At 68.8% G+C, this 21,551-nt stretch carries 21 protein-coding genes and 1 pseudogene; 16 read left to right on the top strand and 6 right to left on the bottom strand.

What is annotated here, in order from left to right:
• Positions 1 to 121: 121 nt before the first annotated feature.
• Positions 122 to 883 (bottom strand): annotated as a pseudogene (locus tag E3T25_RS17540) (phosphotransferase); the annotation flags it as partial.
• Positions 884 to 972: 89 nt separating this feature from the next.
• On the opposite strand from E3T25_RS17540, the gene nudC reads away from it, so the two are divergent.
• Genes nudC through E3T25_RS16885 form a run of 4 tightly spaced genes read left to right on the top strand, consistent with a single transcriptional unit; the run spans position 973 to position 4,587 of the window.
• Positions 973 to 1,941 (top strand): NAD(+) diphosphatase, encoded by a 969-nt coding sequence (gene nudC / locus E3T25_RS12935; RefSeq protein ID WP_134342085.1) that lies wholly within the window; start codon positions 973 to 975, stop codon positions 1,939 to 1,941.
• The gene (locus E3T25_RS12930) at positions 1,932 to 3,647 is read left to right on the top strand and encodes an ATP-dependent helicase (protein WP_104101055.1); all 1,716 of its coding nucleotides are present in this window, start codon (positions 1,932 to 1,934) and stop codon (positions 3,645 to 3,647) included. Before nudC ends, E3T25_RS12930 begins: the two co-directional genes overlap by 10 nt.
• Before the next feature lie 25 nt (positions 3,648 to 3,672).
• Positions 3,673 to 4,413 carry an SGNH/GDSL hydrolase family protein gene (locus E3T25_RS12925; RefSeq protein WP_134374680.1) on the top strand — a complete coding sequence of 247 codons (741 nt, stop codon included), beginning with the start codon at positions 3,673 to 3,675 and terminating at the stop codon, positions 4,411 to 4,413.
• A gap of 9 nt (positions 4,414 to 4,422) precedes the next feature.
• Positions 4,423 to 4,587, top strand: a complete 165-nt coding sequence (locus E3T25_RS16885) for a hypothetical protein (RefSeq protein WP_166786012.1) — start codon at positions 4,423 to 4,425, stop codon at positions 4,585 to 4,587.
• A 177-nt stretch (positions 4,588 to 4,764) separates the two neighbouring features.
• Here the strand turns inward: E3T25_RS16885 and E3T25_RS12920 are convergent, their stop codons facing one another.
• Entirely contained in the window at positions 4,765 to 5,625 is an 861-nt protein-coding gene (locus E3T25_RS12920) for a TOMM precursor leader peptide-binding protein (RefSeq protein WP_166786011.1), read from the bottom strand.
• 134 nt (positions 5,626 to 5,759) lie between these two features.
• Here E3T25_RS12920 and E3T25_RS12915 point away from each other — a divergent pair, with 134 nt between their 5' ends.
• On the top strand, positions 5,760 to 7,319 hold the full coding sequence (locus E3T25_RS12915) for an SDR family oxidoreductase (protein ID WP_134374676.1): 1,560 nt from the start codon (positions 5,760 to 5,762) through the stop codon (positions 7,317 to 7,319).
• Between the two features lie 638 nt (positions 7,320 to 7,957).
• Here E3T25_RS12915 and E3T25_RS16880 read toward each other — a convergent pair.
• The gene (locus E3T25_RS16880) at positions 7,958 to 8,125 is read right to left on the bottom strand and encodes a hypothetical protein (RefSeq protein WP_158252085.1); all 168 of its coding nucleotides are present in this window, start codon (positions 8,123 to 8,125) and stop codon (positions 7,958 to 7,960) included.
• A 107-nt stretch (positions 8,126 to 8,232) separates the two neighbouring features.
• Positions 8,233 to 8,511: a metal-sensitive transcriptional regulator gene (locus E3T25_RS12910; protein WP_104101060.1), complete on the bottom strand. Its 279-nt coding sequence runs from the start codon at positions 8,509 to 8,511 to the stop codon at positions 8,233 to 8,235.
• A gap of 89 nt (positions 8,512 to 8,600) precedes the next feature.
• On the opposite strand from E3T25_RS12910, the gene E3T25_RS16875 reads away from it, so the two are divergent.
• From E3T25_RS16875 to E3T25_RS12890, 5 genes are all read left to right on the top strand, one after another.
• The gene (locus E3T25_RS16875) at positions 8,601 to 8,786 is read left to right on the top strand and encodes a hypothetical protein (RefSeq protein WP_166786010.1); all 186 of its coding nucleotides are present in this window, start codon (positions 8,601 to 8,603) and stop codon (positions 8,784 to 8,786) included.
• Entirely contained in the window at positions 8,783 to 9,925 is a 1,143-nt protein-coding gene (locus tag E3T25_RS12905; protein ID WP_166786009.1) for a DUF2207 domain-containing protein, read from the top strand. The genes E3T25_RS16875 and E3T25_RS12905 overlap by 4 nt, the downstream gene beginning before the upstream one ends.
• Complete coding sequence (locus E3T25_RS12900; protein ID WP_104169961.1) at positions 9,925 to 10,260, top strand: DUF6804 family protein; 336 nt, start codon at positions 9,925 to 9,927, stop codon at positions 10,258 to 10,260. Before E3T25_RS12905 ends, E3T25_RS12900 begins: the two co-directional genes overlap by 1 nt.
• A gap of 204 nt (positions 10,261 to 10,464) precedes the next feature.
• Positions 10,465 to 12,645 carry a DEAD/DEAH box helicase gene (locus E3T25_RS12895; protein WP_134374672.1) on the top strand — a complete coding sequence of 727 codons (2,181 nt, stop codon included), beginning with the start codon at positions 10,465 to 10,467 and terminating at the stop codon, positions 12,643 to 12,645.
• A 112-nt stretch (positions 12,646 to 12,757) separates the two neighbouring features.
• Positions 12,758 to 13,786, top strand: coding sequence for a 6-phosphofructokinase (locus tag E3T25_RS12890; protein ID WP_134374670.1), 1,029 nt, complete (start codon positions 12,758 to 12,760; stop codon positions 13,784 to 13,786).
• An 89-nt stretch (positions 13,787 to 13,875) separates the two neighbouring features.
• Here E3T25_RS12890 and E3T25_RS12885 read toward each other — a convergent pair whose 3' ends face one another.
• On the bottom strand, positions 13,876 to 14,130 hold the full coding sequence (locus E3T25_RS12885; protein WP_104101065.1) for a mycoredoxin: 255 nt from the start codon (positions 14,128 to 14,130) through the stop codon (positions 13,876 to 13,878).
• A 61-nt stretch (positions 14,131 to 14,191) separates the two neighbouring features.
• On the opposite strand from E3T25_RS12885, the gene E3T25_RS12880 reads away from it, so the two are divergent.
• The 3 genes from E3T25_RS12880 (at position 14,192) to E3T25_RS12870 (ending at position 16,283) form a co-directional block, all read left to right on the top strand.
• Positions 14,192 to 14,665, top strand: coding sequence for an 8-oxo-dGTP diphosphatase (locus E3T25_RS12880; RefSeq protein ID WP_104101066.1), 474 nt, complete (start codon positions 14,192 to 14,194; stop codon positions 14,663 to 14,665).
• Positions 14,666 to 14,754: 89 nt separating this feature from the next.
• Entirely contained in the window at positions 14,755 to 15,957 is a 1,203-nt protein-coding gene (locus E3T25_RS12875) for an inorganic phosphate transporter (protein WP_134374668.1), read from the top strand.
• Positions 15,954 to 16,283 (top strand): peptidase, encoded by a 330-nt coding sequence (locus E3T25_RS12870; protein WP_134374666.1) that lies wholly within the window; start codon positions 15,954 to 15,956, stop codon positions 16,281 to 16,283. The genes E3T25_RS12875 and E3T25_RS12870 overlap by 4 nt, the downstream gene beginning before the upstream one ends.
• A 265-nt stretch (positions 16,284 to 16,548) precedes the next feature.
• Here the strand turns inward: E3T25_RS12870 and E3T25_RS12865 are convergent, their stop codons facing one another.
• Positions 16,549 to 17,829, bottom strand: a complete 1,281-nt coding sequence (locus E3T25_RS12865; RefSeq protein WP_104101069.1) for a uracil-xanthine permease family protein — start codon at positions 17,827 to 17,829, stop codon at positions 16,549 to 16,551.
• 102 nt (positions 17,830 to 17,931) lie between these two features.
• Between E3T25_RS12865 and E3T25_RS12860 the strand changes: the two genes are divergently transcribed.
• The 3 genes from E3T25_RS12860 to E3T25_RS12850 all read left to right on the top strand — a co-directional run bounded on the left by E3T25_RS12860 (position 17,932) and on the right by E3T25_RS12850 (position 21,530).
• The gene (locus E3T25_RS12860; protein ID WP_241980865.1) at positions 17,932 to 19,461 is read left to right on the top strand and encodes a carboxylesterase/lipase family protein; all 1,530 of its coding nucleotides are present in this window, start codon (positions 17,932 to 17,934) and stop codon (positions 19,459 to 19,461) included.
• A gap of 139 nt (positions 19,462 to 19,600) precedes the next feature.
• Complete coding sequence (locus tag E3T25_RS12855) at positions 19,601 to 21,106, top strand: NCS2 family permease (protein ID WP_134374662.1); 1,506 nt, start codon at positions 19,601 to 19,603, stop codon at positions 21,104 to 21,106.
• Between the two features lie 118 nt (positions 21,107 to 21,224).
• The gene (locus E3T25_RS12850) at positions 21,225 to 21,530 is read left to right on the top strand and encodes a hypothetical protein (protein WP_233191409.1); all 306 of its coding nucleotides are present in this window, start codon (positions 21,225 to 21,227) and stop codon (positions 21,528 to 21,530) included.
• Positions 21,531 to 21,551: the final 21 nt, after the last annotated feature.

The raw sequence follows: 21,551 nt of genomic DNA, 5'->3' as shown, positions 1-21,551 counted from the left end.
CCACGGCGTCGTCTACGATCCCCTGGCTGCGCGTGTCCGTGCCGTGCAGCAGCCAGCGGGCCAGCTCCAGCTCGGCGTAGAGCATCGCGCGCTGCGTGATCCTCGGGTCGTTGCCCTGGCGGGCCGACGCGTACGACGCGACGGCGGTCTCGCCGGCCGCCCCGCGGGAGGAAAGCAGCCAGTGCAGGTCGCGGGCCGGGTCGCCCACGCTCAGGGCGGACCAGCCGAGAACCCCGGAGACGGAGTCGTCGGTGATCAGGAACGAGTCGGCCGACAACGACCCGTGCACCACGCAGGGCGCGAACTGCCAGAGCCCGTCGTCGTCGGTGGCCTGTTCCCAGCGGCGCAGGATCGCGGCGGGCAGGTAGCCGGTGGTGGCCGCCCGGTCGATCAAGGCGATGGTTCCGGTACGGCATTCCTGAGCGCTCTGCTGAGACAACCCGGCGGTGCCGACGAAGGCCGTCGGCAGTGAGTGCACCGCGGCGATGGCGCGGCCGATCGAACCGGACACGCCCGCGTGGCCGGTGAGGGCATCCGCGTCGAAGGAATCGCCCTCCAAAAACTCGTAGACGACGGCCCGGGTGCCGCTGAGCGGCGCCTGGCCCACGAACTGCGGCACGTCGAAGGGGAGCCGGCTGCGGTTGCCGACGGTGAGCGCGCGCAGGGCTACCAGATCGGCGGACTGCTCGGTTTCGGCGGCCTGCGAGGCGGGGACCCGGATGATGAGGGCACGGTCGTCGCGGTCGATCAGCAGTGCGGATTCGAACGCGCCGCTGGCTCCTCGAGAACGCGCGACGGTGCCGTGCAGACGCACCTGGACGACGTCGAGACCGGGGACGGCGGCAGTGGCCAGCGCGGCTAGAGTGAGAGGTGATCTGACCATACTTCTAGGTTAGGTCGACTTCCCCTCGGCGCGGTTGTTCGCCACGCCTCGACACAACTTCGGCAGTCTGTCCGAGACCGAGGAGCACCATGTCGTTTGCGTTCACCTCCCGTCTGCCGCTTTCCCGTCACGCGGTCGACCGTGACGGCGAGGCGCGCGCCACCCCTGGGTTGCTCAACACGCTGCAGACGGATGCCGGCACGCGCCTGCTCGTGCTGTGGCGAGGCTCCGCGCTGATGGAGGCCGCCGCCCCCGCCCGACTGCGCCTGCTGGCTCCCGACCGAGTTCCCGCCGGCGAGTTTCGGCTCTACCTCGGCCGTTCCCTGGCCGAAGATGCGCCGGAGCCCGTGGGCACCCCGCTGGTCGCGGCCGTGCTGACCGACGAGGAGGCCCTGGCGCTCGAACCCGACGAGTCCCTCTGGGTGTCCCTGCGCCCTGTGGCGACCACCCTGTCCGACCGCGACGCGGGACTGTTCACCGAGACGCTCGGCGTCGTGAACTGGCACGACTCCCACGCCCACTGCCCGCGCTGCGGCACGGCCACCCTGATCGAGAACGCCGGTTGGACGAGGCGCTGCCCCGACTGCGGCGGCCAGGTGTTCCCGCGCACCGACCCGGCCGTGATCGTGCTGATCACCGACGCCGACGACCGCATCCTGCTCGGCTCGAACGCCCTCTGGGAGGGCAACCGCTACTCGCTCCTGGCCGGTTTCGTCGAACCGGGCGAGTCGCTCGAGGCGGCCGTCATCCGGGAGATGTTCGAGGAATCCGGCCTGCGCGTGGCCGACCCGGTCTACCTCGGCTCCCAGCCGTGGCCGTTCCCGGCCTCGATCATGTTCGGCTTCACGGCCCGGCTCGCCGACGGCCAGGCTCCGGCGGCCCTGCTCCCCGACGGGGAGGAGATCCTCGACCTGCGCTGGTTCAGCCGCGACGAGCTACGGGCCTCCGGCGACGTCATCATCCTGCCCGGCCGTTCCTCGATCGCCCGGGCGATCATCGAGCACTGGCTCGGCGAACCTCTCGACTTCGGCCCCGACAAGGTGCACGGATGGCGCTGACCGCCGGTTCCCTGCTGGCCGGCCTCGACGACCAGCAGCGGGTGGCGGCCGAGGCGCTCGTGGGTCCGGTGTGCATGCTCGCCGGCGCCGGCACCGGCAAGACCCGGGCCATCACCCACCGCATCGCCTACGGCGTGATGACCGGCGCGTACTCGCCGAACCGGGTGATGGCCCTCACCTTCACGGCGCGCGCCGCCGCGGAGCTGCGCGGCCGGCTGCGCCAACTCGGCGCCGGGGGCGTCGCCGCCCGCACGTTCCACTCGGCGGCCCTGTCGCAGCTGAACTATTTCTGGCCGCACGTCGTCGGCGGCCAGGCGCCCCGCATCCTCGACGGCAAGGGCCGTCTGCTCGGGCACGCCGCCGAAACCCTGAAGCTCAAGCTGGACACGGCCACCCTGCGCGACCTGGCCGCGGAGATCGAGTGGCGAAAGACCTCCGGAATCGGCATTGAGGCGTATGGGGCCGGCATCGCCAAGCGCAGCCTGCCCGGCCGGCTCGACGTGGACCAGGTGCTGGCCATGATGGAGTCCTACGAGCGCCTCAAGGACGACCGCAAGCAGATCGACTTCGAGGATGTGCTCCTGGCGATGGCCGGGATGATCGAGGCCGAGCCATCCGTCGCCCTACAGGTGCGCGAGCAGTACCGTTTCTTCGTCGTCGACGAATACCAGGACGTCTCCCCGCTTCAGCACGACCTGCTCTCGCTCTGGCTGGGCCAGCGCCGCGACCTCTGCGTCGTCGGGGACGCCAGCCAGACCATCTACTCCTTCGCGGGCGCCCGCAGCGACTACCTGCTCGACTTCCCCAAGCGGTGGGAGGACGCCACCGTCGTGCGCCTCGAGCAGAACTACCGGTCGACGGGGTCGATCGTCGCCACGGCCAACCAGCTCATGCGCGGGCGGACCGGCGCCCTCACCCTGCGCGCCCACGCCAGCGAAATCGGCACCGAGCCGGGTGTGCGCGAGTACCCGAACGACATGGCCGAGGCCCGCGGCGTCGCCCAGAACATCGTCGAGCTGATCGAGGGCGGCACCCGCCCGGAGGACATCGCTGTGCTGTTCCGGGTGAACGTGCAGGCCGCCTTCCTCGAAACTGCCCTCGGCGACGTCGGGGTGAGCTATCAGATCCGCGGGTCGAAGCGCTTCTTCGACCTGGCCGAGGTCAAGCAGGCGGTGATGCAGCTGCGCGCGGCATCCGTCTCGATCATCGGCGAACCGCTGTTCAAATCCGTCAGTGACGTGCTGCGCTCCCTCGGCTGGAGCCAGAGTGCGCCGGAGGCCCAGGGCGCGGTGCGCGACCGGTGGGAGTCGCTTAACGCGATCATGGGCCTCGTCGACCAGGCAGCCCCGGAGACCACATTCCGCCAGTTCACCGACGAGCTGATGGAGCGCCAGGCCGGCCAGCACGAACCCACGGTGTCCGCGGTGACCCTGGCGACGCTGCACTCGGCGAAGGGCCTCGAATGGGACGCCGTCTTCCTGATCGGTCTGTCCGAGGGACTCGTGCCGATCAGCTACGCAGGCACTTTCGAGCAGATCGACGAGGAACGCCGGCTGCTCTACGTGGGCATCACCCGTGCACGCAAACGGCTGTCCCTGAGCTGGTCTGCTGCGGGCCACCAGCAGCGCAGCCCCAGAGAGCGTTCCCGGTTCCTGTCCGAGATCGGCGCCCGCGGCGTGCGTGCGCCCGCCGCCCGCGGCTCCTGAGACCGGCGCGGGGTAGCCTCGGGGCGTGCCCACTTTTCCGTTCACCCGACTGGCTGCGGTGCCCTACGCGCCGTTACTGGTGACGCAGGCACGCCGGCTGCGCCGCGACACGCCCCGGTTGCCCGACGCCGCCCTCCCGTGGACCGGTTCCCGGCCCGGCCCAGACCCGCTGCGCATCCTCGTGCTCGGCGACTCGACCGCCGCCGGCGTGGGCGCCGAGACCCAAAGCGAGGCCCTGCCGGGCTGGATCGCCCACGAGGTGGCCGAGCGCTGGGGCCGCGGCAGCACCTGGCGGGCGATCGGTGAGAACGGCGCCACGGCCCGGGACGTGCGCGAGCGCTTCCTGACGGACGCCGCCGCCGTGCCCTTCGACCTGGCCCTGCTGACCATCGGCGCGAACGATGCGCTGGGGCTGCGCTCCCGAAACGCCTTCACGAACGATGTGCGTCGAATCGTGCTCGCCCTGCGGGCCGCGGCGCCGCAGGCGGCCGTGCTCGTGTCGCTGATGCCGCGCTTCGACCGCTTCGCGCTGCTGCCCGAACCCCTGCGCGCCACCCTCGCGCGGCACGCCGCGAGCCTCTACACCGGCGCCCGCCTGGCCGTCGAGGATCTCGACGGGGTCGTCGCGATCCCGACCCCGCCGCCCTACGTCGAGGGTTTCTTCGCCAGCGACGAGTTCCACCCGAGCGCGCTCGGCTACCGCCTCTGGGCCCGGTTCGTCTTCGACGCCGCGCCCGGCCTCCGACTCGACCGCCCGGTCGGCTGAGAGCACCTGATGGCCCTGCTCCGTAGCCTGGACGAGGTTGTCGCGGTCGTCCGGGCGGTCGAACGCGAACGCACCCGGCAGGCGACGGATGCCGGCTCGCGCACCCTCGTCGGCCTGGCCGGCGCCCCGGGATCGGAAAGTCGACCGTGGGGGAGGCGCTGGTCGCCCGGCTGAACGCCGGCGCCTCGTGGTGGTGGAGGGCAACTACCTGCTGCACGGCGAGGGCGGCGGGGCCGAAGCCCGGCCGCTGCTCGACCTGACCCTGGTCGTGGGGCTGGAGCGGGGCATCCGGCTCGCCCGAGCCTGATCTGGGCCCCGGTCTGCGACCGGGTCTGACCTGGACCTGTCCGGTCAGTCGCGGACGGGGCGCCCGGCCCCGGGCAGCGCGGTCACGTTCCCGGGAACGGTGCGGCAGCCGCACGACTCATGCGGCCGGTAGCCACGACGTTTGAGGGTGGCGGACGCCACGTCGAAGACGAGCGCGGTCTCCGTGAGGGTGGACCGCCCGAGGACCAGCCAGTCGTGGCCGATCCCGGCGACGAGGGCGGCCACATCGATGCCGGCCCGCGGGGTCTCCGTGGGTGCCCGGCGGCTGAGCAGCTGGCAGGCCAGGGCGGCCCACGACGGGTCGGAATCCATGTGCGCCAGCTCCAGGCAGTACAGGCAGGGGCCGACCCCCGGCTCGACCAGGGGTCCGATCCGCACCTCGCTGTCGCTGAAGACCACGGGCAGGTGCGGGATGTCCCGGCGCAGCCAGCGCCCGTGCCGCTCCGGTTCCAGGGCGTAGTGACCCAGGACCACGGCCAGCCCGGTGCCGGGGTCGTCGGTCTTGGCCAGGGTCAGACCCAGGGTGCCGATCAGGGTGCGGATCAGGTCCGCCGTGAGCCCGCACCCGTCGACGCAGATTCTGGGCGGCGGTGCCACGGCGACCGGTTCGGGCATCCGGGCCGGTCCCGGAACATTCTCGGCGGTGACCAGAAGAGCCGGCCGCAGGGCGCGGAGCAGCGCCAGGATGGCCTCGTCGGAGGCCCCGCCCTCCCGCCCGATCATCAGTGCTCCGGAGCGGGGCACCCCCACGAACAGGGCCGCGAGCACCCGCTCGAGTCCCGGGCTCAGGGCGGTGATCACGACCAACGGGTGGTCGACGCCGACCTGGATGATGTCGGGCGAGCGCCAGACGACCGGATACCGGGGATCGAGTCGGAGTGTCATTCGGCGATGATGCCGCACTCTGCGCGCGCCCGCGCGAGTCATCCACAGCCCTGGCCCACAGCCGCAGCTCGGCACGGCGCGGCCGTTTGCCCGATCCTCGGCGTCAGTCCAGCATCCGCCCCTAGGCTTTCGCTATGACGACGCAACGACGTGTACTTGTGACCGGCGCTACCGGGTATATCGGCGGCCGGCTCGTTCCCCTGCTGCTGGAAGCCGGCTACGCCGTGCGCGTGCTCGTGCGCACACCCCAGAAGCTGAAGGATGTCCCGTGGGTCGAACAGGTGGAGGTCGCCGAGGGTGACCTCGGGGACCTGGCCAGTGTGCGATCCGCCGTCACCGGGGTCGATGTGCTCTACTACCTGGTGCACTCGATGGGCACTCGCGGCGACTTCGAGAGCACGGAACGCCTCGCGGCCACGAATGTGGCTACGGCCGCCGCCGCGGCCGGCGTCTCCCGCATCGTCTACCTGGGCGGGCTGCACCCGGACACCGAGGAGCTGTCCCAGCACCTGCGCTCCCGGGCAGAGGTCGGCCGCATCCTGGTGGAGTCCGGTGTGCCGACAGCAGCCCTCCAGGCCGGGGTGGTCATCGGGTCCGGCTCCACGTCGTTCGAGATGATCCGGCACCTGACCGACGTTTTGCCGTACATGCCGGCGCCGCAGTGGGTGCGCAACAAGATCCAGCCGATCGCCGTGCGTGACGTGCTCTACTACCTCGTCGCGTCGGCGGAGCTTCCCGCCGACGTCAACCGCACCTTCGACATCGGCGGCCCCGACGTGCTGCGTTACGGCCAGATGATGAACGGGTACGCCCTCGAGGCCGGCCTGCGCCAGCGCCCCATCGCGTCCCTGCCCGTGTTCACGCCCTGGCTCGCATCGCAGTGGGTCAATTTGGTCACGCCCATCCCGCGCAGCCTTGCCGTGCCGATCATCGCAAGTCTGCAGAACGACTGTGTGGTTCACGAGCGCGACATCGACCAGTACATTCCCCAGCCGAAAGAGGGCCTCACCGGGTATCGCACCGCCGTGCGCCTGGCCCTCGGTCGCATGCGCGACGGCGACGTCGAGACCAGCTGGCGGAACGCGTCGATCGCGGGCGCTTCGAGCAACCCGCTGCCCAGCGACCCCGAATGGGCCGGGCACCTCGTCTACACCGACCTCAAGGAAAAGCACACCGCCGCGAAGCCGGAAGCCCTGTGGCGCGTCATCGAGAGCATCGGCGGTGACAACGGCTGGTACTCATTCCCGCTGGCCTGGGCCATCCGCGGCTGGATGGACAAGCTCGTCGGCGGGGTCGGCCTGCGCCGCGGCCGTCGTAACCCCGACCACCTGCATACGGGCGACGTGCTGGACTTCTGGCGGGTCGAACGCATCGACACCGGCCGGTTCCTGCGTCTCCGTGCCGAGATGCGCGTTCCCGGCCGGGCGTGGCTGGAGATGACGGCGGATCCGGCGCCGGGCGGCGGCTCCGTGTACCGTCAGCGCGCCGTCTTCTTCCCACGGGGACTGGGCGGTCGGCTGTACTGGTTCGCGATCCTGCCCTTCCACGGCGTCATCTTCACCGGCATGGCCAATCGGATCACGGCGGCCGCCGTAGGGGAGGCTGCCGTGGAGGTGGCCGTGACGAACGCGAACGCCACGACTGCCCCGGATGCCCCCGGATCGGGCCGGCCGGTCGCCGAGCGCGCCGCCTGAGCGGTGAGTTCACCAAGGTTGACCTGACCGGGCTCTGACCTGACCGGGCTCTGACCTGACCGGGCTCTGACCTGACCGGGCTCTGACCCGACCGGGCCCTGACCTGACCCGGCCCTCGACGCGGTATGAAACCGCGTTCCAACCGCCCGGTTTTCCGAGTCCGAGGCCCTGAGCCACTCAGCCCGAACGGAGTCGACGGCGATTCTGGCGCCCCGAACGCTTTCCTCGGTCAGGCCCGGCTGAGCCCGCGCGTGTGGCCAACTCAGGACATCCGCCGCCTGGGTCCGCCAGCCGCCGCAGACTAGTGCGGAACCAGCGCGGATGCCCGGCATGCCCCGAGCGGATCTCCTGAGTTGGCCACACCATCTGCCGGATACCAAACGGTGATCGCTGGAGGCGCCGCATGACTCGTGCGGCTCGGGCCTTGACCAGGGCACTCGCCGCCTCGCCGGTGATGACCCGCGTGCACGCGGTGCCGTCGGACCCGATCGTGGGCGCGCGACGCCGCGAAGCGATGAGGACTCACCAAGGGGCCGGTGCGGTCACGGCGAGGCACTATGGAAGAGTTGCGAGCAACGCGATGCCGATCCAGCAGATCTGATGTGGGGCGAGTCTGCGCGATGGCTCGTGCGCAGTGGCTAGTGCGTGGGAAGGTGCGCAGAGATCTGCTCGTCGGGCTCGAGTTCCAGCTGGCGCTCACGGAAGAGATTGAGCTGGCGCTGGCGGTATTCGCCGACCAGATTCGTGATGTCGTGGTGTTCGGTGTGGCCGGGAAGGTTCGGCAGGGATGCAGATTCTGAAGTCAATGGGAAAACCAATTCGTCTCGGGGGAACGACCGATGCCCGGATTTGGAGCATTCAGAGACGCTAATTGATTCCACCGGTGATGTCAACGCGGCGGGTGCCGCCGGCTTCAGCCTCGGTTGTTGTTGAGTTCGAAGACCTTGAGCAGCTCCGCGATGGCGGTCCCCCGAGCCTCGCCCCCGGCCTCGAACATCTCGGTCACGTGGGTTTGCAGGTGATTGTCCACCAGGAGCTTGTTGAGCGAGCCGAGCGACTTCTGGATTGACAGGGACTGCGTGAGGATGTCGATGCAGTAATCCTCGTTCTCGATCATCTTCTCCAAACCACGCATCTGACCCTCGAGGATGCGGGCACGGTGCAGGGCACGCCGTTTGATGTCGTCAATCATGGGTCTACAGTACCGCGATTTCACATACCCCGGAGGGGTATTCTGTCGTCTGCAAGCGACGTCACCATCGTGTGCGACCACCTGGCACCATGCCCGACGTCATCCGGCTGTCCCGACGCACCCTGCGCGTGATCAGGGGTACCCTGATTTGCACCTTCTGCTACGGCCGGGCGGTGCTGCCGCTGGCCGTGTTCAACCTGATCAACCCGTTGATCTCCGCCGCATTGATGGTGTTCTCCAGCCTGTTCGTGGTGCGCAACAGCCCGCGCCGGTGACGATCGCCACCGATGTCTTCGTGCATGGCGCGCAGACCTATGTCATCACCTGCGAACAGGTCGACGTCACGCTCGACGTCACCGCCGGGGCACTCGGCCCGGCCGAGGGGCTCACTCTGTCCGTCGGGTTCGAACCTGGCACCTTCGTGCCCCGCGACCAGTCGTTCACGGCGAACCCTTTCCCGGGTATCGGCCTCGCAGCGGCCCTGATCGGCCTGCTCGGCGCCGGTCTCGCCGTCGCCTCCCGGGCCACCCGCTGGCGGAACGCACCGGGTCGGCCGACCGTCGTCGCCGAGTACCTGCGGCCGCAGGGCGTCAACCTGCGGCCGCAGGGCGTCAACCTGCTCATGGCGGGAAACGTGATGCGCACGAGCGCCAAGGCCATGACCGCCCAGTTGCTCAGCTTCGCTGTGCGTGGCAATGTGCGGGTCCTGGAGGGGGAGGGCACAAAGCACTACCTGCTCGAGCTGTTGCACACCAGAGACCTCGACCCGGCCGAGCAGGCGGTGTTCCGGCTGCTGTTCCCGGGGCTGCACGCGGGCACGAGCCGCGACCTCAAGACGAAGGACACCAAGCTGGGCGCCGGGCTGGCCAAGCAGCTCCAGGCGGTCACCGAGCAGGTGCTGACCGACGGGCTGCGGGAGAGGAAGGGTGGCCGGCTGCCCCGTTGGCTGCTCGTCGGCGCTGTGCTCACCGGCATTCTGACTCTGGTCGGTGTGAAGCTGTACATCGATATAGCCCCGGCCGAACGCCTGCGAGTGCTGCAGAGCCCCGAGGGAGCGCTGAGGTCGCCCTACCGGCCGGACCCGGCATCCGTTCGCGGCCTGCCCGATCCGGGGCAGCCGGGGCAGGTGCTGAAGCTCTATGAGCACCTGCTGCCGTTCGCGGTGCTGTTCGGTCAGGAGAAGGAGTGGGCCCAGGTTCTCGGTGACCACTACGCCCGGAGTGACGCGCAGCCGGACTGGTACGCTGGGTTCGCACCGTTCAACCCGGTCTGGTTCGCCGCCGGGTTGAGCTCGTTCACGAGTTCCACCTCGGCCTCCTGGTCGGGAAGCGCGTCGAGTTCCTCCAGTTCCGGTTCGGGTGGAGGTGGCTCGGTCGGCGGCGGTGGAGACGGCGGCGGAGGAGGAGGCGTCTGATGGGCACCCCGGTCGAACCCACAGTCACACGTTCCGCTCTGGCCCCCGGTCTGCTCGGGGCGGTCATCCTGCTCGGCGGGCTCGCGCTGCTGGACTCCGAAAGCTTTATCATCATCCGTTACGCGGTCAGCATCCTCGCGATGATCCTCTGCGTCTTCGCTATCCAGGCGAAGGCCTGGCTGTGGTTGATCGGTCTCGTGCCGATCGCGGTGCTCTGGAACCCGATCGTGGTCATCGACCTGTCCGGCCGGGGCTGGGTGTCCGCCCAGTTCATCGCCGCGCTGGTCTTCATCCTCGTCGGGGTCGTCACCAAGGTGCCGGTGCATCGGGATTGACCAGCGGGCGTAGACTATACCCGCGTCGAAAAAGCCCGATTACCGTCTTGACCGTGCCGCTGCATCCCAAATGCCGGTGGCGCAAATAGGGTTGGCACGTTGCTCGATTCAGGCTTCGACGTATCGATCGCACCGGTGTCCACGGATGCCGCACCACGTCGAGCACGGCCTTTGTCTGCTGTGCTGCTGTGAAGTTGGAGAAGAATGGCTTACACCCGCCACCAGGCCGCCGGTTCGAACAACCGTGTTGCCGCGGAAGGTCGCGCTCGGCAGCGACCTCGTTCCCGCGACGATGACGCCCCCATCATTCCCATCCTCGCCCGCAAGGTGCGCGAGGTGGAGGCGAAGGCGCAGGTCGGCGCCAAGCTGGGCCCGACCAACCGCACCAAGTACCAGGTCATCGCGCTGCTCATGCGCGAGGAACGTGCCCGGGTCAAGGGCGACAAGGACCTCACCGACGCGAACCGCGCGGAACTGCTGAAACGCCTTGACGGCATCGCCCAGATCCTGGCGAAGACCGCGGCCCGCGACACCAGCCTGATCACCCTGCTGGAACCGGATGCCGGCGTGTCCACGGTCGCGCAGCGGTTCCGCCGCGACTGGCTGCTTGAGTCCGGCGCCGAACTCACCCCCGACGAACTGATCATCACCCGCGAGGCCGAGGCCAAGCCGGAAATTCCGGTCAACCAGGTCATCCCTCAGTCGGTCAAGGCTCGCCAGCTCGCCAACCCGTTCCTCGCGCCCGATTTCAGCGCCGCGACGGCCCAGCCGGTCGTCTCCGGCCGTCGCCTGGCCAACTGGGAACTCATCGGCCCGCTGTTCAAATCCTTCGAGTATGGTTCCGGCGGTCAGGCCGCCAGCATGGACCTGCCCGAGGCACCCCGCGTCGACCGGCTCTCGCCTCGCGGCATGGAGCTGATGCGCCACCAGGCCCGGTTCGTCGAAAGCGCGCGCCTGGGCCACCGCAGCTACCTGCTTGCCGACGAGCCGGGGCTCGGGAAGACGGCGCAGAGCCTGCTCGCGGCATCCGTCAGCGGGGCCTACCCGCTGTTGGCCATCGTTCCCAACGTCGTCAAGATGAACTGGGTGCGCGAGGTCGCACTGTGGACGCCGAACCGCCGGGCCACCGTCATCCACGGCGACGGCGACACGCTCGACGCCTTCGCCGATGTGGTCATCGTCAACTACGACGTGCTCGACCGGCACCGCACCTGGCTGGGCACCCTGGGCTTCAAGGGCATGGTCGTCGACGAGGCGCACTTCATCAAGAACCTGCAGTCGCAGCGCTCCAAGCACGTGCTGGCCCTGGCTGAGCAGATCCGGCGCCGCACGCCCGGCGGCAACCCGCTGCTGATGGCTCTGACCGGAACCCCGCTGATCAACGACGTCGACGACTTCCGGGCGATCTGGCAGTTCCTCGGTTGGCTCGACGGCGACAAGCCGGCCCCCAGACTCATGCAGAAGCTCGAAGCGATCGGGCTGACCCCGGCCGACTCCGGGTTCTACAGCGCCGCGCGTGCCGCGGTGATCGACCTTGGCATCGTGCGCCGCCGCAAGGTCGACGTCGCCGCCGACCTGCCGGCCAAGCGCATCGCCGACATCCCGGTCGAGCTGGACGACGACCTCGGCCGCTCCATCCGCCAGGCCGAGCGGGAGCTCGCCGCCCGCCTGGTCACCCGGTACCACTCCCTCGTCGCCGCCCGCCATCCGGGCCAGACGCCGCCGGTTCTCGAGGGAGAGCAGCGAGCCGCGTTCATCCGCGCGGTTGCCCACGCCGAACTCGAGGAGTCGAAGGGGCAGACGACCGGTGAGAACGTCTTCACCATGGTGCGCAAGATCGGCCAGGCCAAGGCCGCCCTCGCGGCAGACTACGCCGTGCAGCTGGCGCACTCGGTGGGCAAGGTCGTCTTCTTCGCCAAGCACATCGACGTGATGGATGCCGCCGAGGACATCTTCGCCAAGCGCGGCCTGCGCACGGTCTCCCTGCGCGGCGACCAAAGCGCACTGGCCCGCCAGGCCGCCATCGACTCCTTCAACGATGACCAGGGGGTGGCCGTGGCGGTCTGTTCCCTCTCTGCCGCCGGAGTCGGCGTCAACCTCCAGGCCGCCTCCAACGTCGTGCTCGCCGAGCTCAGCTGGACTGCCGCCGAGCAGACACAGGCCATCGACCGGGTGCACCGCATCGGCCAGGACGAGCCGGTCACCGCGTGGCGGATCATCGCCGCCCACACCATTGACGCGCGCATCGCCGAACTCATCGGCAGCAAGCAGGGCCTCGCGGCCCGCGCCCTGGACGGCGCCGTCGACGAGATCTCGTCCGCCGATTCCGTGCAGGCCAGCGCCCTGATCTACCTGCTGACCCTGGCACTCGACGGGGAGTTGTAGAACGCGCCCCTCACCGGCGTGGATTTGAACCGGGCCTCGTTTGGGGTCCATCATTGAGTGGCGGCGGTGTGGGCGCCAATCTGATCACTTGTGCAACAAGGAGCAACGACAAATGAAAATTGGTATCCTCACCAGCGGCGGAGACTGCCCCGGCCTGAACGCGGTTATTCGCGGTTCCGTCCTTAAAGGCATCCGCGTACTCGATGCCGAATTCGTCGGCATTCGCAACGGCTGGAAAGGCCTGGTCGAGGGCGACTTTATGACTCTGGACCGGCACAGCGTGCGCGGTCTCTCCCGTCAGGGTGGCACCATCCTCGGTAGCTCCCGCACGAACCCGTTCGAGGGTGAAAACGGCGGCCCCATTAACATTCAGAAGACGATGGACGCGGAAGGAATCGACGCGATTATCGCCATCGGCGGCGAGGGCACCCTCACCGCGGCACGCCGACTGACGGATGCCGGACTTCAGATCGTCGGCGTTCCCAAGACCATCGACAACGACCTCGAAGCCACCGATTACTCATTCGGCTTCAACACCGCCGTCGAGATCGCCACCGAGGCCATCGACCGACTGCGCACCACAGCCGAATCCCACGGCCGCTGCATGATCGTCGAGGTCATGGGCCGCCACGTGGGCTGGATCGCCCTGCACTCCGGCATGGCCGGCGGCGCCCACGCCATCCTGATCCCGGAGCAGCCCCAGACCATCGAGCAGATCTGCGACTGGGTCATGCACGTGCGCGACCGCGGCCGCGCACCCGTGCTCGTCGTCTCCGAGGGCTTCAAGCTCGCCGGCATGGAGGAGGCGCTCTCAACCAAGGGCCTCGACGCGTTCAACCGCCCCCGCCTCGGCGGCATCAGCGAGATGATCGCCCCGATGATCGAGGAGCGCACGGGCATCGAATCCCGCGCCACCGTCCTCGGCCACACCCAGCGCGGCGGCGCTCCGTCGGCCTATGACCGGGTGCTCGCCACCCGCCTCGGCATGGCGGCCGTTGACGCCGTCTACGCCGACAAGTGGGGCTCCATGGTTTCCCTGCGAGGCACCGACATGGAAATCGTCAGCATCGCGGAAGCGACCATCGGTCTAAAGACCGTGCCGCAGGCGCGCTACGACGAGGCCGCGGTGCTGTTCGGCTAAACCCGCACCAGGCGCTGAGGGGATCCGGATCGATTTCCGCCGATTGGCGGAGGTTCGACCGGGACCCCTTCGTGCGTTCCGGGACCGACTCAGGCGAGTTTGGCCTGAACCTGCGCCAGCGACGGGTTCGTCGCGCTGGAGCCGTCCGGAAAAAGGACTGTCGGGACCGTGCGGTTGCCGTTGTTCAGGCTCATCACCAGCTCGGACGTGCCGTCGACCTCCTCCACGTTGATCTCGGTGTAGGCGATGCCGGCCTTGACCAGCTGGGTCTTCAGGCGGGTGCAATAGCCGCACCAGGTCGTCGTGAACATGGTTATGGTTCCGGATTCCGGCACAAAGTTCATACTTGGATCCTAACAAACCGGCCTGAACGGGAGCAGGACCGTACCTCGTTACCATTGGTTCATGTCTCTTCCTCAGGTCTGCGTGGGCTACCTCACCCGGCGTTCTCCATCGGGGGACCTGCAGGTGCTGCTCGGCCGCAAGAAGAAAGGACTGGGCCGGGGCAACATCGTCGGCCTCGGCGGCAAGCTCGAGCCGGGGGAGTCGGCCGTGGAGGCGATGGTGCGGGAGATCGAGGAGGAGTCCGGCCTGGTCGTGGCGGCATCCGCCCTGACCCCGTTGGGTCTGCTGACCTACCTGTTTCCGCACCGGGAGGCCTGGAGCCAGGAATCGAGCGTGTTCGTCTGCACGCAGTGGAGCGGCACCCCGCGCGAGTCCGACGAGCTGAACCCGGTCTGGTTCGACGTGGCCGCGCTACCGGTGGACGAGATGTGGGACGACGCCCGGCACTGGCTGCCGGGGGTGCTCGCCGGCATTCCGGTGCGGGCCACCTACACCTTCGGCCCCGACTTGGCCACGGTGGTCGACCCGGTTTGAATTGACCTACTTCCCCGGGAGTGTCAGGCTTATCACAGCGGTGCAGCTTGAGATAACCCCGGCTGTCGTACACTCAGAGGAAGACGCCGGTGGATTTCACCCTGATCGTTGCGCTTGTGATTGCGCTCGCACTGATTTTCGACTTCACCAACGGCTTCCACGACACCGCGAACGCGATGGCAACCCCCATCGCGACCGGCGCCATGCGCCCGAAGGTCGCGGTGGGACTCGCCGCCATTCTGAACCTGGTCGGGGCTTTCCTCTCCACCGAGGTCGCCAGGACCATTTCCGGCGGCATCATCAACAAGGATGACGCCGGAGTTCAGATCACTCCCGAGATCATCTTTGCGGGCCTGATCGGCGCCATCGTTTGGAACCTCATCACCTGGCTGCGTGGCCTGCCGTCCAGCTCGAGCCACGCCCTGTTCGGCGGACTCATCGGCGCGACGATCATCGGCGTCGGCTCGCAGGCGGTCGCCTACGACGTCGTGCTGGCCAAGGTCATCCTGCCGGCACTGATCGCCCCGCTCACGGTGGGCATCGTCGCCTACCTCGCCACCAGGCTCGCCTACTTCATCACCCGGCGGGATTCCGGCAAGGCGGATGGCCGGGGCGGCTTCCGCTACGCGCAGATCATCTCCTCGTCGCTCGTTGCCCTCGCACACGGCACCAATGACGCCCAGAAGACCATGGGCGTCATCACCCTCACCCTGATCGCCGGCGGGATGCAGGACGTGGGCACCGGCCCGCAGCTGTGGGTCATCACCACCTGCGCGATCGCGATCGCGATCGGCACGTACACCGGCGGCTGGCGAATCATCCGGACCATGGGTCGCGGCCTCACCGACATCAAGCCGGCCCAGGGCTTCGCCGCGGAGACCAGCACCGCGGCCACCATCCTCGCGTCCAGCCAACTCGGCTTCGCGCTCTCCACCACGCAGGTCGCGTCCGGGTCGGTGATCGGCTCGGGCCTGGGCCGCCGCGGCTCGACCGTGCGCTGGGGGATGGCCGGCCAGATCGCGCTCGGCTGGGTGCTCACCCTGCCGGCGGCGGCCATCATGGGTGCCTTCGCGGCCGGACTCGCCCTGATCGGACCGATGGGCATCGTGCTCGACCTGGTGATCGGTTCCCTCGTCATCGCCGTGCTGTTTCGCCGGTCCCGCCAGAGCCGGGTCACGCACGACAACCTGCACGACATCGACGACGCCGGGCGGGTCGTGAAGATCCGGAAGACCCCCCGCAAGGCCTCCCGCACGGCCTCTCGCAAGGATCAGAAGAAGGTCGCGCTGTGATCGATTGGTCTGCGTTCCTCGTCGTCGCGCTCGCTTCGCTCCTCTCGTCCGCGGTCGTGGTGGGCCTGTATTCGCTCGGGCTGCGGTTGCTCACCACCTCCGGCCGTGTACCCGTGGTCGAACCGGCCGAATTCACGGGAGCCATCACCGTGCTCACCCCCAAGCGTGCGGCCAAGGAGGCCAAGCGCGCGCGCAAGGCCGCCGCCGGCCCACTGAGCCCTCTGCAGAAGCAGGTCGCCCTGATGGGCGCCTACGCCTGTTTCGTGCTCTGTAGCGCGGCCGTGCTCTACGGTGTCTACCTGATTGTGCCGGCCCTGCACCGCTGACCCGCTGCGTCCCTGTTCCGCTTCCCTCGCAGCGTTCCGTGCCGTAACGGGCGCTCTCGGTTGCCGCGCGGTAGCTGCGCCGCTGCGCTGGTGGCACGCCACGTGCGGAACGGCGCTGCACGCTCGCAACGCCGGATGACTGCGCGACCTGGTCCGTCAGGCTGGCGGTGCACCCTGTGGAGCTGGGTGCACGGTAGACCGTGCGCCGCGAGCCAGGACATGCGCCGCGAGCCACTACCTGCGGCGCTGCGGAGGGCCGCGGATGCTACCGTGCGGTGCCGCGCACCCGGGCCACCCACGTCATCAGGTGGTAGATCACGATGGCGGCGACCGTGCCGAGCGCGATGCCGTTGAAGCTGAGGCTGCCGGCCGAGAAGGTATAGTCGGCGATGCCGATGATCAGCGCGGTGGCCGCGGTGAACTGGTTGACCGGCTTGCTGAAGTCGACCTTGTTGTCGAGCCAGATCTTCACGCCGATGATGCCGATCAGGCCGTAGAGGGCCGTGGTGACGCCGCCGAGCACCCCCGCCGGGATCGTGTTGATGACCGCACCGATCTTGGGGGAGAGTCCGAGCAGCACCGCGGTGATGCCCGCGACCCAGTAGGCGGCCGTGGAGTAGATGCGGGTGGCCGCCATGACGCCGATGTTCTCGCCATAGGTGGTGGTGCCCGATCCGCCGCTGAAGCCGGCGAGCATCGTGGCCAGGCCGTCGGCCATCAGGGCGCGACCCGTGAAGCGGTTCACCGTCACATTCGTCATCTGGGCAACGCCCTTGATGTGGCCCACATTCTCGGCCACCAGCACGAGCACGACCGGCAGGAACGCCGGGAGCACGCCGAGGGCGGCGGACGGATCCGCGAACGGGTTCATCGCCGCGGTGAACTGGGGCAGGCCGATCCAGGCAGCCTCGCCCACCCCGCTGAAGTCGACCTCGCCGGCCACCACGGCGGCCACATAGCCCACGATCACGCCGATGAAGATGGACAGCCGGCCCAGGATGCCGCGGAACACCACGGTCGAGAGGATCACGGCGAGCAGGGTGATCAGCGCGGTGAGCGGGGCCAGCTCGAAGTTCGACTTGGCGACGGGCGCCAGGTTGAGGCCGATCAGGGCGACGATGGCCCCGGAGACGACGGGCGGCATCAATGCGTCGATCCAGCCGGTGCCGGTGAGCTGCACGATCACGCCGATCAGGGCCAGGAGTAAGCCGACGACGATGATGCCGAACAGGGCGCTGCCCATGCCCGCGCTCGCGGTCGCGGCGGTGATCGGCGCGATGAAGGCGAACGAGGAGCCGAGGTAGCTGGGCAGCTTGTTGCGCGTGATGACCAGGAAAAGCAGGGTGCCGATGCCCGAGAAGAGCAGCGTCGTGCTGGGTGGGAAGCCCGTGAGCAGCGGTACCAGGAACGTGGCACCGAACATGGCGATGACGTGCTGGGTGCCGATTCCGATGGTCAGCGGCCAGTTCAGGCGCTCGCCGGGGCCGACGACATCCGTGGCTCCGACCGTTTTTCCGTCACCGTGCAGGGTCCAGGGCAGAGCCATGTGTTTCTCGTTTCCGTGTCGTACGTAATCCCGATGGTAGTGAACAATTAAGATCGGACGGTGAGACCATCCGTTCAGCCTGCCCAAGCAGAGCCACTCTCGGTGAGGATTGAAACCGGCTTGCTGCACGGAATCCGGGTGCGCGGGGTGCGCCAGTGGCGCGGGATTCCCTACGCGGCCGCCCCCGTGGACGAGCTCCGATTCCGCGCTCCGCAGCCGGCCGCGCCTTGGCCGGGCGAACGGGATGCAAGCTCCTTCGGCCCGGTCGCCACGCAGAGCCACCGCGGCCAGTTCATCGGCGCGAAACCGACGATCCCGCAAAGCGAGGACTGCCTCAACCTCAACGTGATCGCTCCCGATGAACCGGTCGACCCGCGGATGCTGCGGCCCGTCATGGTCTTCATCCACGGCGGCGCCTACAGCGTCGGGTCCTCGCGGGAGGTGCCCCGGCAGGGTGAGGGGCTCGTGCGGCGCGGCGGCATCGTCTATGTCAGCCTCAACTACCGGTTGGGGGCGCTTGGCTACATCGACTTCAGCCGTTACTCGACCGCGGAGCATGCGTTCGAGAGCAACCTCGGGCTGCGCGACCAGGTGGCTGCGCTCGGCTGGGTGCGGCGCAACATTCGCGCGTTCGGCGGCAACCCGGATGCCGTCACCCTCTTCGGCGAATCGGCCGGAGCCAACGCCGTGACCACCCTGATGACCGTCCCGGCCGCCGCCGGACTCTTCCAGCGCGCGATCGCGCAGAGCGCCCCGCCGAACGCCGTCTATGCCCCCGATGTCACCGCCGAGTGGGCCACGGACTTTGTGCGGCTCCTGGCCCGGCGCACCGGGCAGGCCGACCCGACGAACTCGCCCACCACGGTGACGAATGCCGCTGCCCTGCTTCTGCAGGCCGACCCGGCACATCTGGCCGAGGCCACGAGCGACCTGACCCGGCGCGCCCCGGACCGGTACCCCGGCACGATCCCGCTCTCGCCCGTGATCGACGGCGACTTCCTGCCCGAACGACCTCTCGACGCCTTCCGCGACGGCCGCGCCCACCGGATTCCGCTGATCATCGGCACCAACTCGCGGGAAGGTTCGCTGTTCAGTGGGCGCATCGACATCCTCGCCACGACGCCCGGGCGCATCCGCGCCGTGTTCGCGAACACCAAGAAGAAGGCTCGCACGCGCCTGCGGGCGCAGTACCCCGGGATACCCGCGCTGCGGCCCGCCCTCGATTTCGGTGGTGATTTTTCTTTCTGGTACCCGAGCGTGCGCGTGGGCGAACGGCACTCCCGGTATGCCCCGGTACGCTTCTACCGCTTCGATGCCGCGCCGCGTCTGGTGCGTTTGATGGGGCTCGACGCCACGCACGGCCTCGAGCTGTTCCCGCTGTTCGACCGGCTCGACGGCTGGTTCGGCCGCGGCATGACCGCGCTCGGCGGTCGCCGCGACTTCCAGCGGATCGGTGCCCGGATGCAGGGTTGGTGGCTCAGTTTCGCCGCCTCCGGCGTGCCGGATACGGCCTGGCCGCTCTACGACGAGGCCGAGCGCCTGACCCTGGTCATCGACGCCGTCGACCGTGTCGAGTCCGATCCGCGCGGGGACCGCCGCCGGGCCTGGGACGCCTTCGTGCCGCACATCTGAGCTCGGCGTGCCACAGCCCGGAAGCCCGACCGGTTGCCTCCGCGGGCCGTCCTCGCCCAGCCCCGCGGAATCGGCCCGCGCTCCGGGGCCGTAAACTGAGGAACTGAGAATCAGCTGAGTCGGACACCAGGAGCACCCCATTTCTGAAACAGAGACCCACACGTCATCCACGCCTGCCCCCAAGCCGGACGCCCCGGCGGGCACGAACCCGGGGCTCAAGGCCCGCATCGATCGGTACTTCGAAATAACCCGGCGCGGCTCCACCTACGGCCGAGAAATCCGCGGCGGTCTGGTGACGTTCGTCACGATGGCCTACATCGTGATCCTCAACCCGCTCATCCTCGGCGGCTTCAGCGCCGACCAGGCCGCGGTCGACGTGGCCGGCGGATGGCTGCCCAACGGCCAGGTTGCCGCGGTCACCGCCCTCACCGCCGGCGTCATGACCATCCTGTTCGGCGCCGTCGCCCGGCTTCCCTTCGGTTTCGCCGCGGGCCTCGGCATCAACTCCTTCCTGGCCGTGAGCGTCGTCGGCCAGGTGACCTGGCCGGAGGCCATGGGCCTCGTGGTCATCAACGGGCTCATCATCGTGCTGCTCGCCTCCACCGGCCTACGCGAGCTCATTTTCAACGCCGTGCCGCGCCAGCTGAAGATCGCCATCACGGTCGGCATCGGCCTGTTCATCGCCTTCATCGGCCTGGTCGACTCCGGCTTCGTGCGCGCGAGCGGCGCCGCGTCGCCGCCCGTGCAGCTCGGCGACAACGGCTCCGTCGTGAGCCTGCCGACCGCCGTGTTCGTGCTCGGCCTGATCATTCTCGGCATCCTGGTCGCCCGCAAGGTGAAGGCGGCCCTCCTGATCGGAATCGTCGCCACCACGCTGATCGCGGTGGTCCTCGAGGCGATTTTCAAGGTCGGGCCGTCATTCGGGCAGAACCCCGACGGTTGGAACCTGAACGCGCCGGTACTGCCGACCTCCATCGTCTCGCTGCCCGACCTGAGCCTCGTCGGACAGGTCAGCTTCGGCGCCTTCGACCGGATCGGCATTCTGGCCGCGTCGATGCTCGTTTTCACGCTCGTCTTCACGAACTTCTTCGACGCCATGGGCACCATGACCGGCCTGGCCAGCGAGGCCGATGTGGCCGACGAGAAGGGCAACTTCCCGCGCCTGAAATCCGCCCTGATCGTCGAGGGCGTCGGCGCCGTCGTCGGCGGCGCCACCTCTGCCTCGTCGAACACGGTGTTCATCGAGTCCGGTGCCGGCATCGGCGAGGGTGCTCGCACGGGGCTGGCCAACATCGTCACGGGACTGCTGTTCCTCGCGGCCATGTTCTTCACCCCGCTCACCCAGATCGTGCCGCTCGAGGTGGCCGCGGCCGCCCTCGTGATCGTCGGCGCGATGATGGTGTCCCAGATCCGGTTCATCGACTTCACGGAGTTCTCCATCGTGCTACCGGTATTCCTCACGATCATCGTGATGCCGCTGACCTACTCGATCGCCAACGGAATCGGGGCCGGCTTCATCACCTGGGTGCTGGTGCGTTCGTTCTCGGGGAAGGCGCGCGGGATCAGCCCGTTGCTCTGGGTGGTCGCGGCCGGCTTCCTGGTCTTCTTCGTGCGCGGCCCGATCGAGGTTCTGTTCGGCGCGTGACCGCGTGGCCGCCCCCGGCCCGATTCGGGGGCTAACCCCATGGGTGCCAGAACGGATGCTCCGTAGTGTCGTTGGGAGAGCGGCATCCGTCGCTCCCCATCGAAACGGAGAACCGCCCATGTCAACCATCGCTCCCGACCAGGCCCCGGTCTACACTGCCGAGCCCGTACCCCCGCGGAGCAGCACTCTGGCCGTGTCGAGCCTCGTGCTCGGCCTTGTGTCGATCGTCGCCGGCTGGACCTTCCTCGTGCCCATTGCCGGCCTGGTCGTCGGCATCCTCGCCCTCGGACGGGAACCGCAGGCGCGCACCCTGGCGATCTGGGGCATCGTGCTCAACGCGGTGCTGCTGGCCGGCTCGCTGCTGCTCGTGCTGCTGGCGCTGGCCCTCGGCCTGCTGGCGCTGCCGTTCGCGTTCTTGATCTGACCTCGGTCTGGCCCGGCGCGG

Source organism: Cryobacterium sandaracinum, from assembly GCF_004403415.1.
Classification (GTDB): Bacteria; Actinomycetota; Actinomycetes; order Actinomycetales; family Microbacteriaceae; genus Cryobacterium; species Cryobacterium sandaracinum.
This window is presented reverse-complemented; position numbering and strand designations above follow the sequence as displayed.

What these genes read in the sequence shown, in the direction of transcription:
- E3T25_RS12880 (WP_104101066.1), top strand. Translation starts at nt 14,192, where the DNA reads ATGTCTCTTCCTCAGGTCTGCGTGGGCTACCTCACCCGGCGTTCTCCA.
- nudC (WP_134342085.1), top strand. Translation starts at nt 973, where the DNA reads ATGTCGTTTGCGTTCACCTCCCGTCTGCCGCTTTCCCGTCACGCGGTC.
- E3T25_RS12850 (WP_233191409.1), top strand. Translation starts at nt 21,225, where the DNA reads ATGTCAACCATCGCTCCCGACCAGGCCCCGGTCTACACTGCCGAGCCC.
- E3T25_RS12910 (WP_104101060.1), bottom strand. Translation starts at nt 8,511, where the DNA reads ATGATTGACGACATCAAACGGCGTGCCCTGCACCGTGCCCGCATCCTC.
- E3T25_RS12930 (WP_104101055.1), top strand. Translation starts at nt 1,932, where the DNA reads ATGGCGCTGACCGCCGGTTCCCTGCTGGCCGGCCTCGACGACCAGCAG.
- E3T25_RS16875 (WP_166786010.1), top strand. Translation starts at nt 8,601, where the DNA reads ATGCCCGACGTCATCCGGCTGTCCCGACGCACCCTGCGCGTGATCAGG.
- E3T25_RS12915 (WP_134374676.1), top strand. Translation starts at nt 5,760, where the DNA reads ATGACGACGCAACGACGTGTACTTGTGACCGGCGCTACCGGGTATATC.
- E3T25_RS12920 (WP_166786011.1), bottom strand. Translation starts at nt 5,625, where the DNA reads ATGACACTCCGACTCGATCCCCGGTATCCGGTCGTCTGGCGCTCGCCC.
- E3T25_RS12900 (WP_104169961.1), top strand. Translation starts at nt 9,925, where the DNA reads ATGGGCACCCCGGTCGAACCCACAGTCACACGTTCCGCTCTGGCCCCC.
- E3T25_RS16885 (WP_166786012.1), top strand. Translation starts at nt 4,423, where the DNA reads ATGGCCCTGCTCCGTAGCCTGGACGAGGTTGTCGCGGTCGTCCGGGCG.
- E3T25_RS12865 (WP_104101069.1), bottom strand. Translation starts at nt 17,829, where the DNA reads ATGGCTCTGCCCTGGACCCTGCACGGTGACGGAAAAACGGTCGGAGCC.
- E3T25_RS12890 (WP_134374670.1), top strand. Translation starts at nt 12,758, where the DNA reads ATGAAAATTGGTATCCTCACCAGCGGCGGAGACTGCCCCGGCCTGAAC.
- E3T25_RS12895 (WP_134374672.1), top strand. Translation starts at nt 10,465, where the DNA reads ATGGCTTACACCCGCCACCAGGCCGCCGGTTCGAACAACCGTGTTGCC.
- E3T25_RS12885 (WP_104101065.1), bottom strand. Translation starts at nt 14,130, where the DNA reads ATGAACTTTGTGCCGGAATCCGGAACCATAACCATGTTCACGACGACC.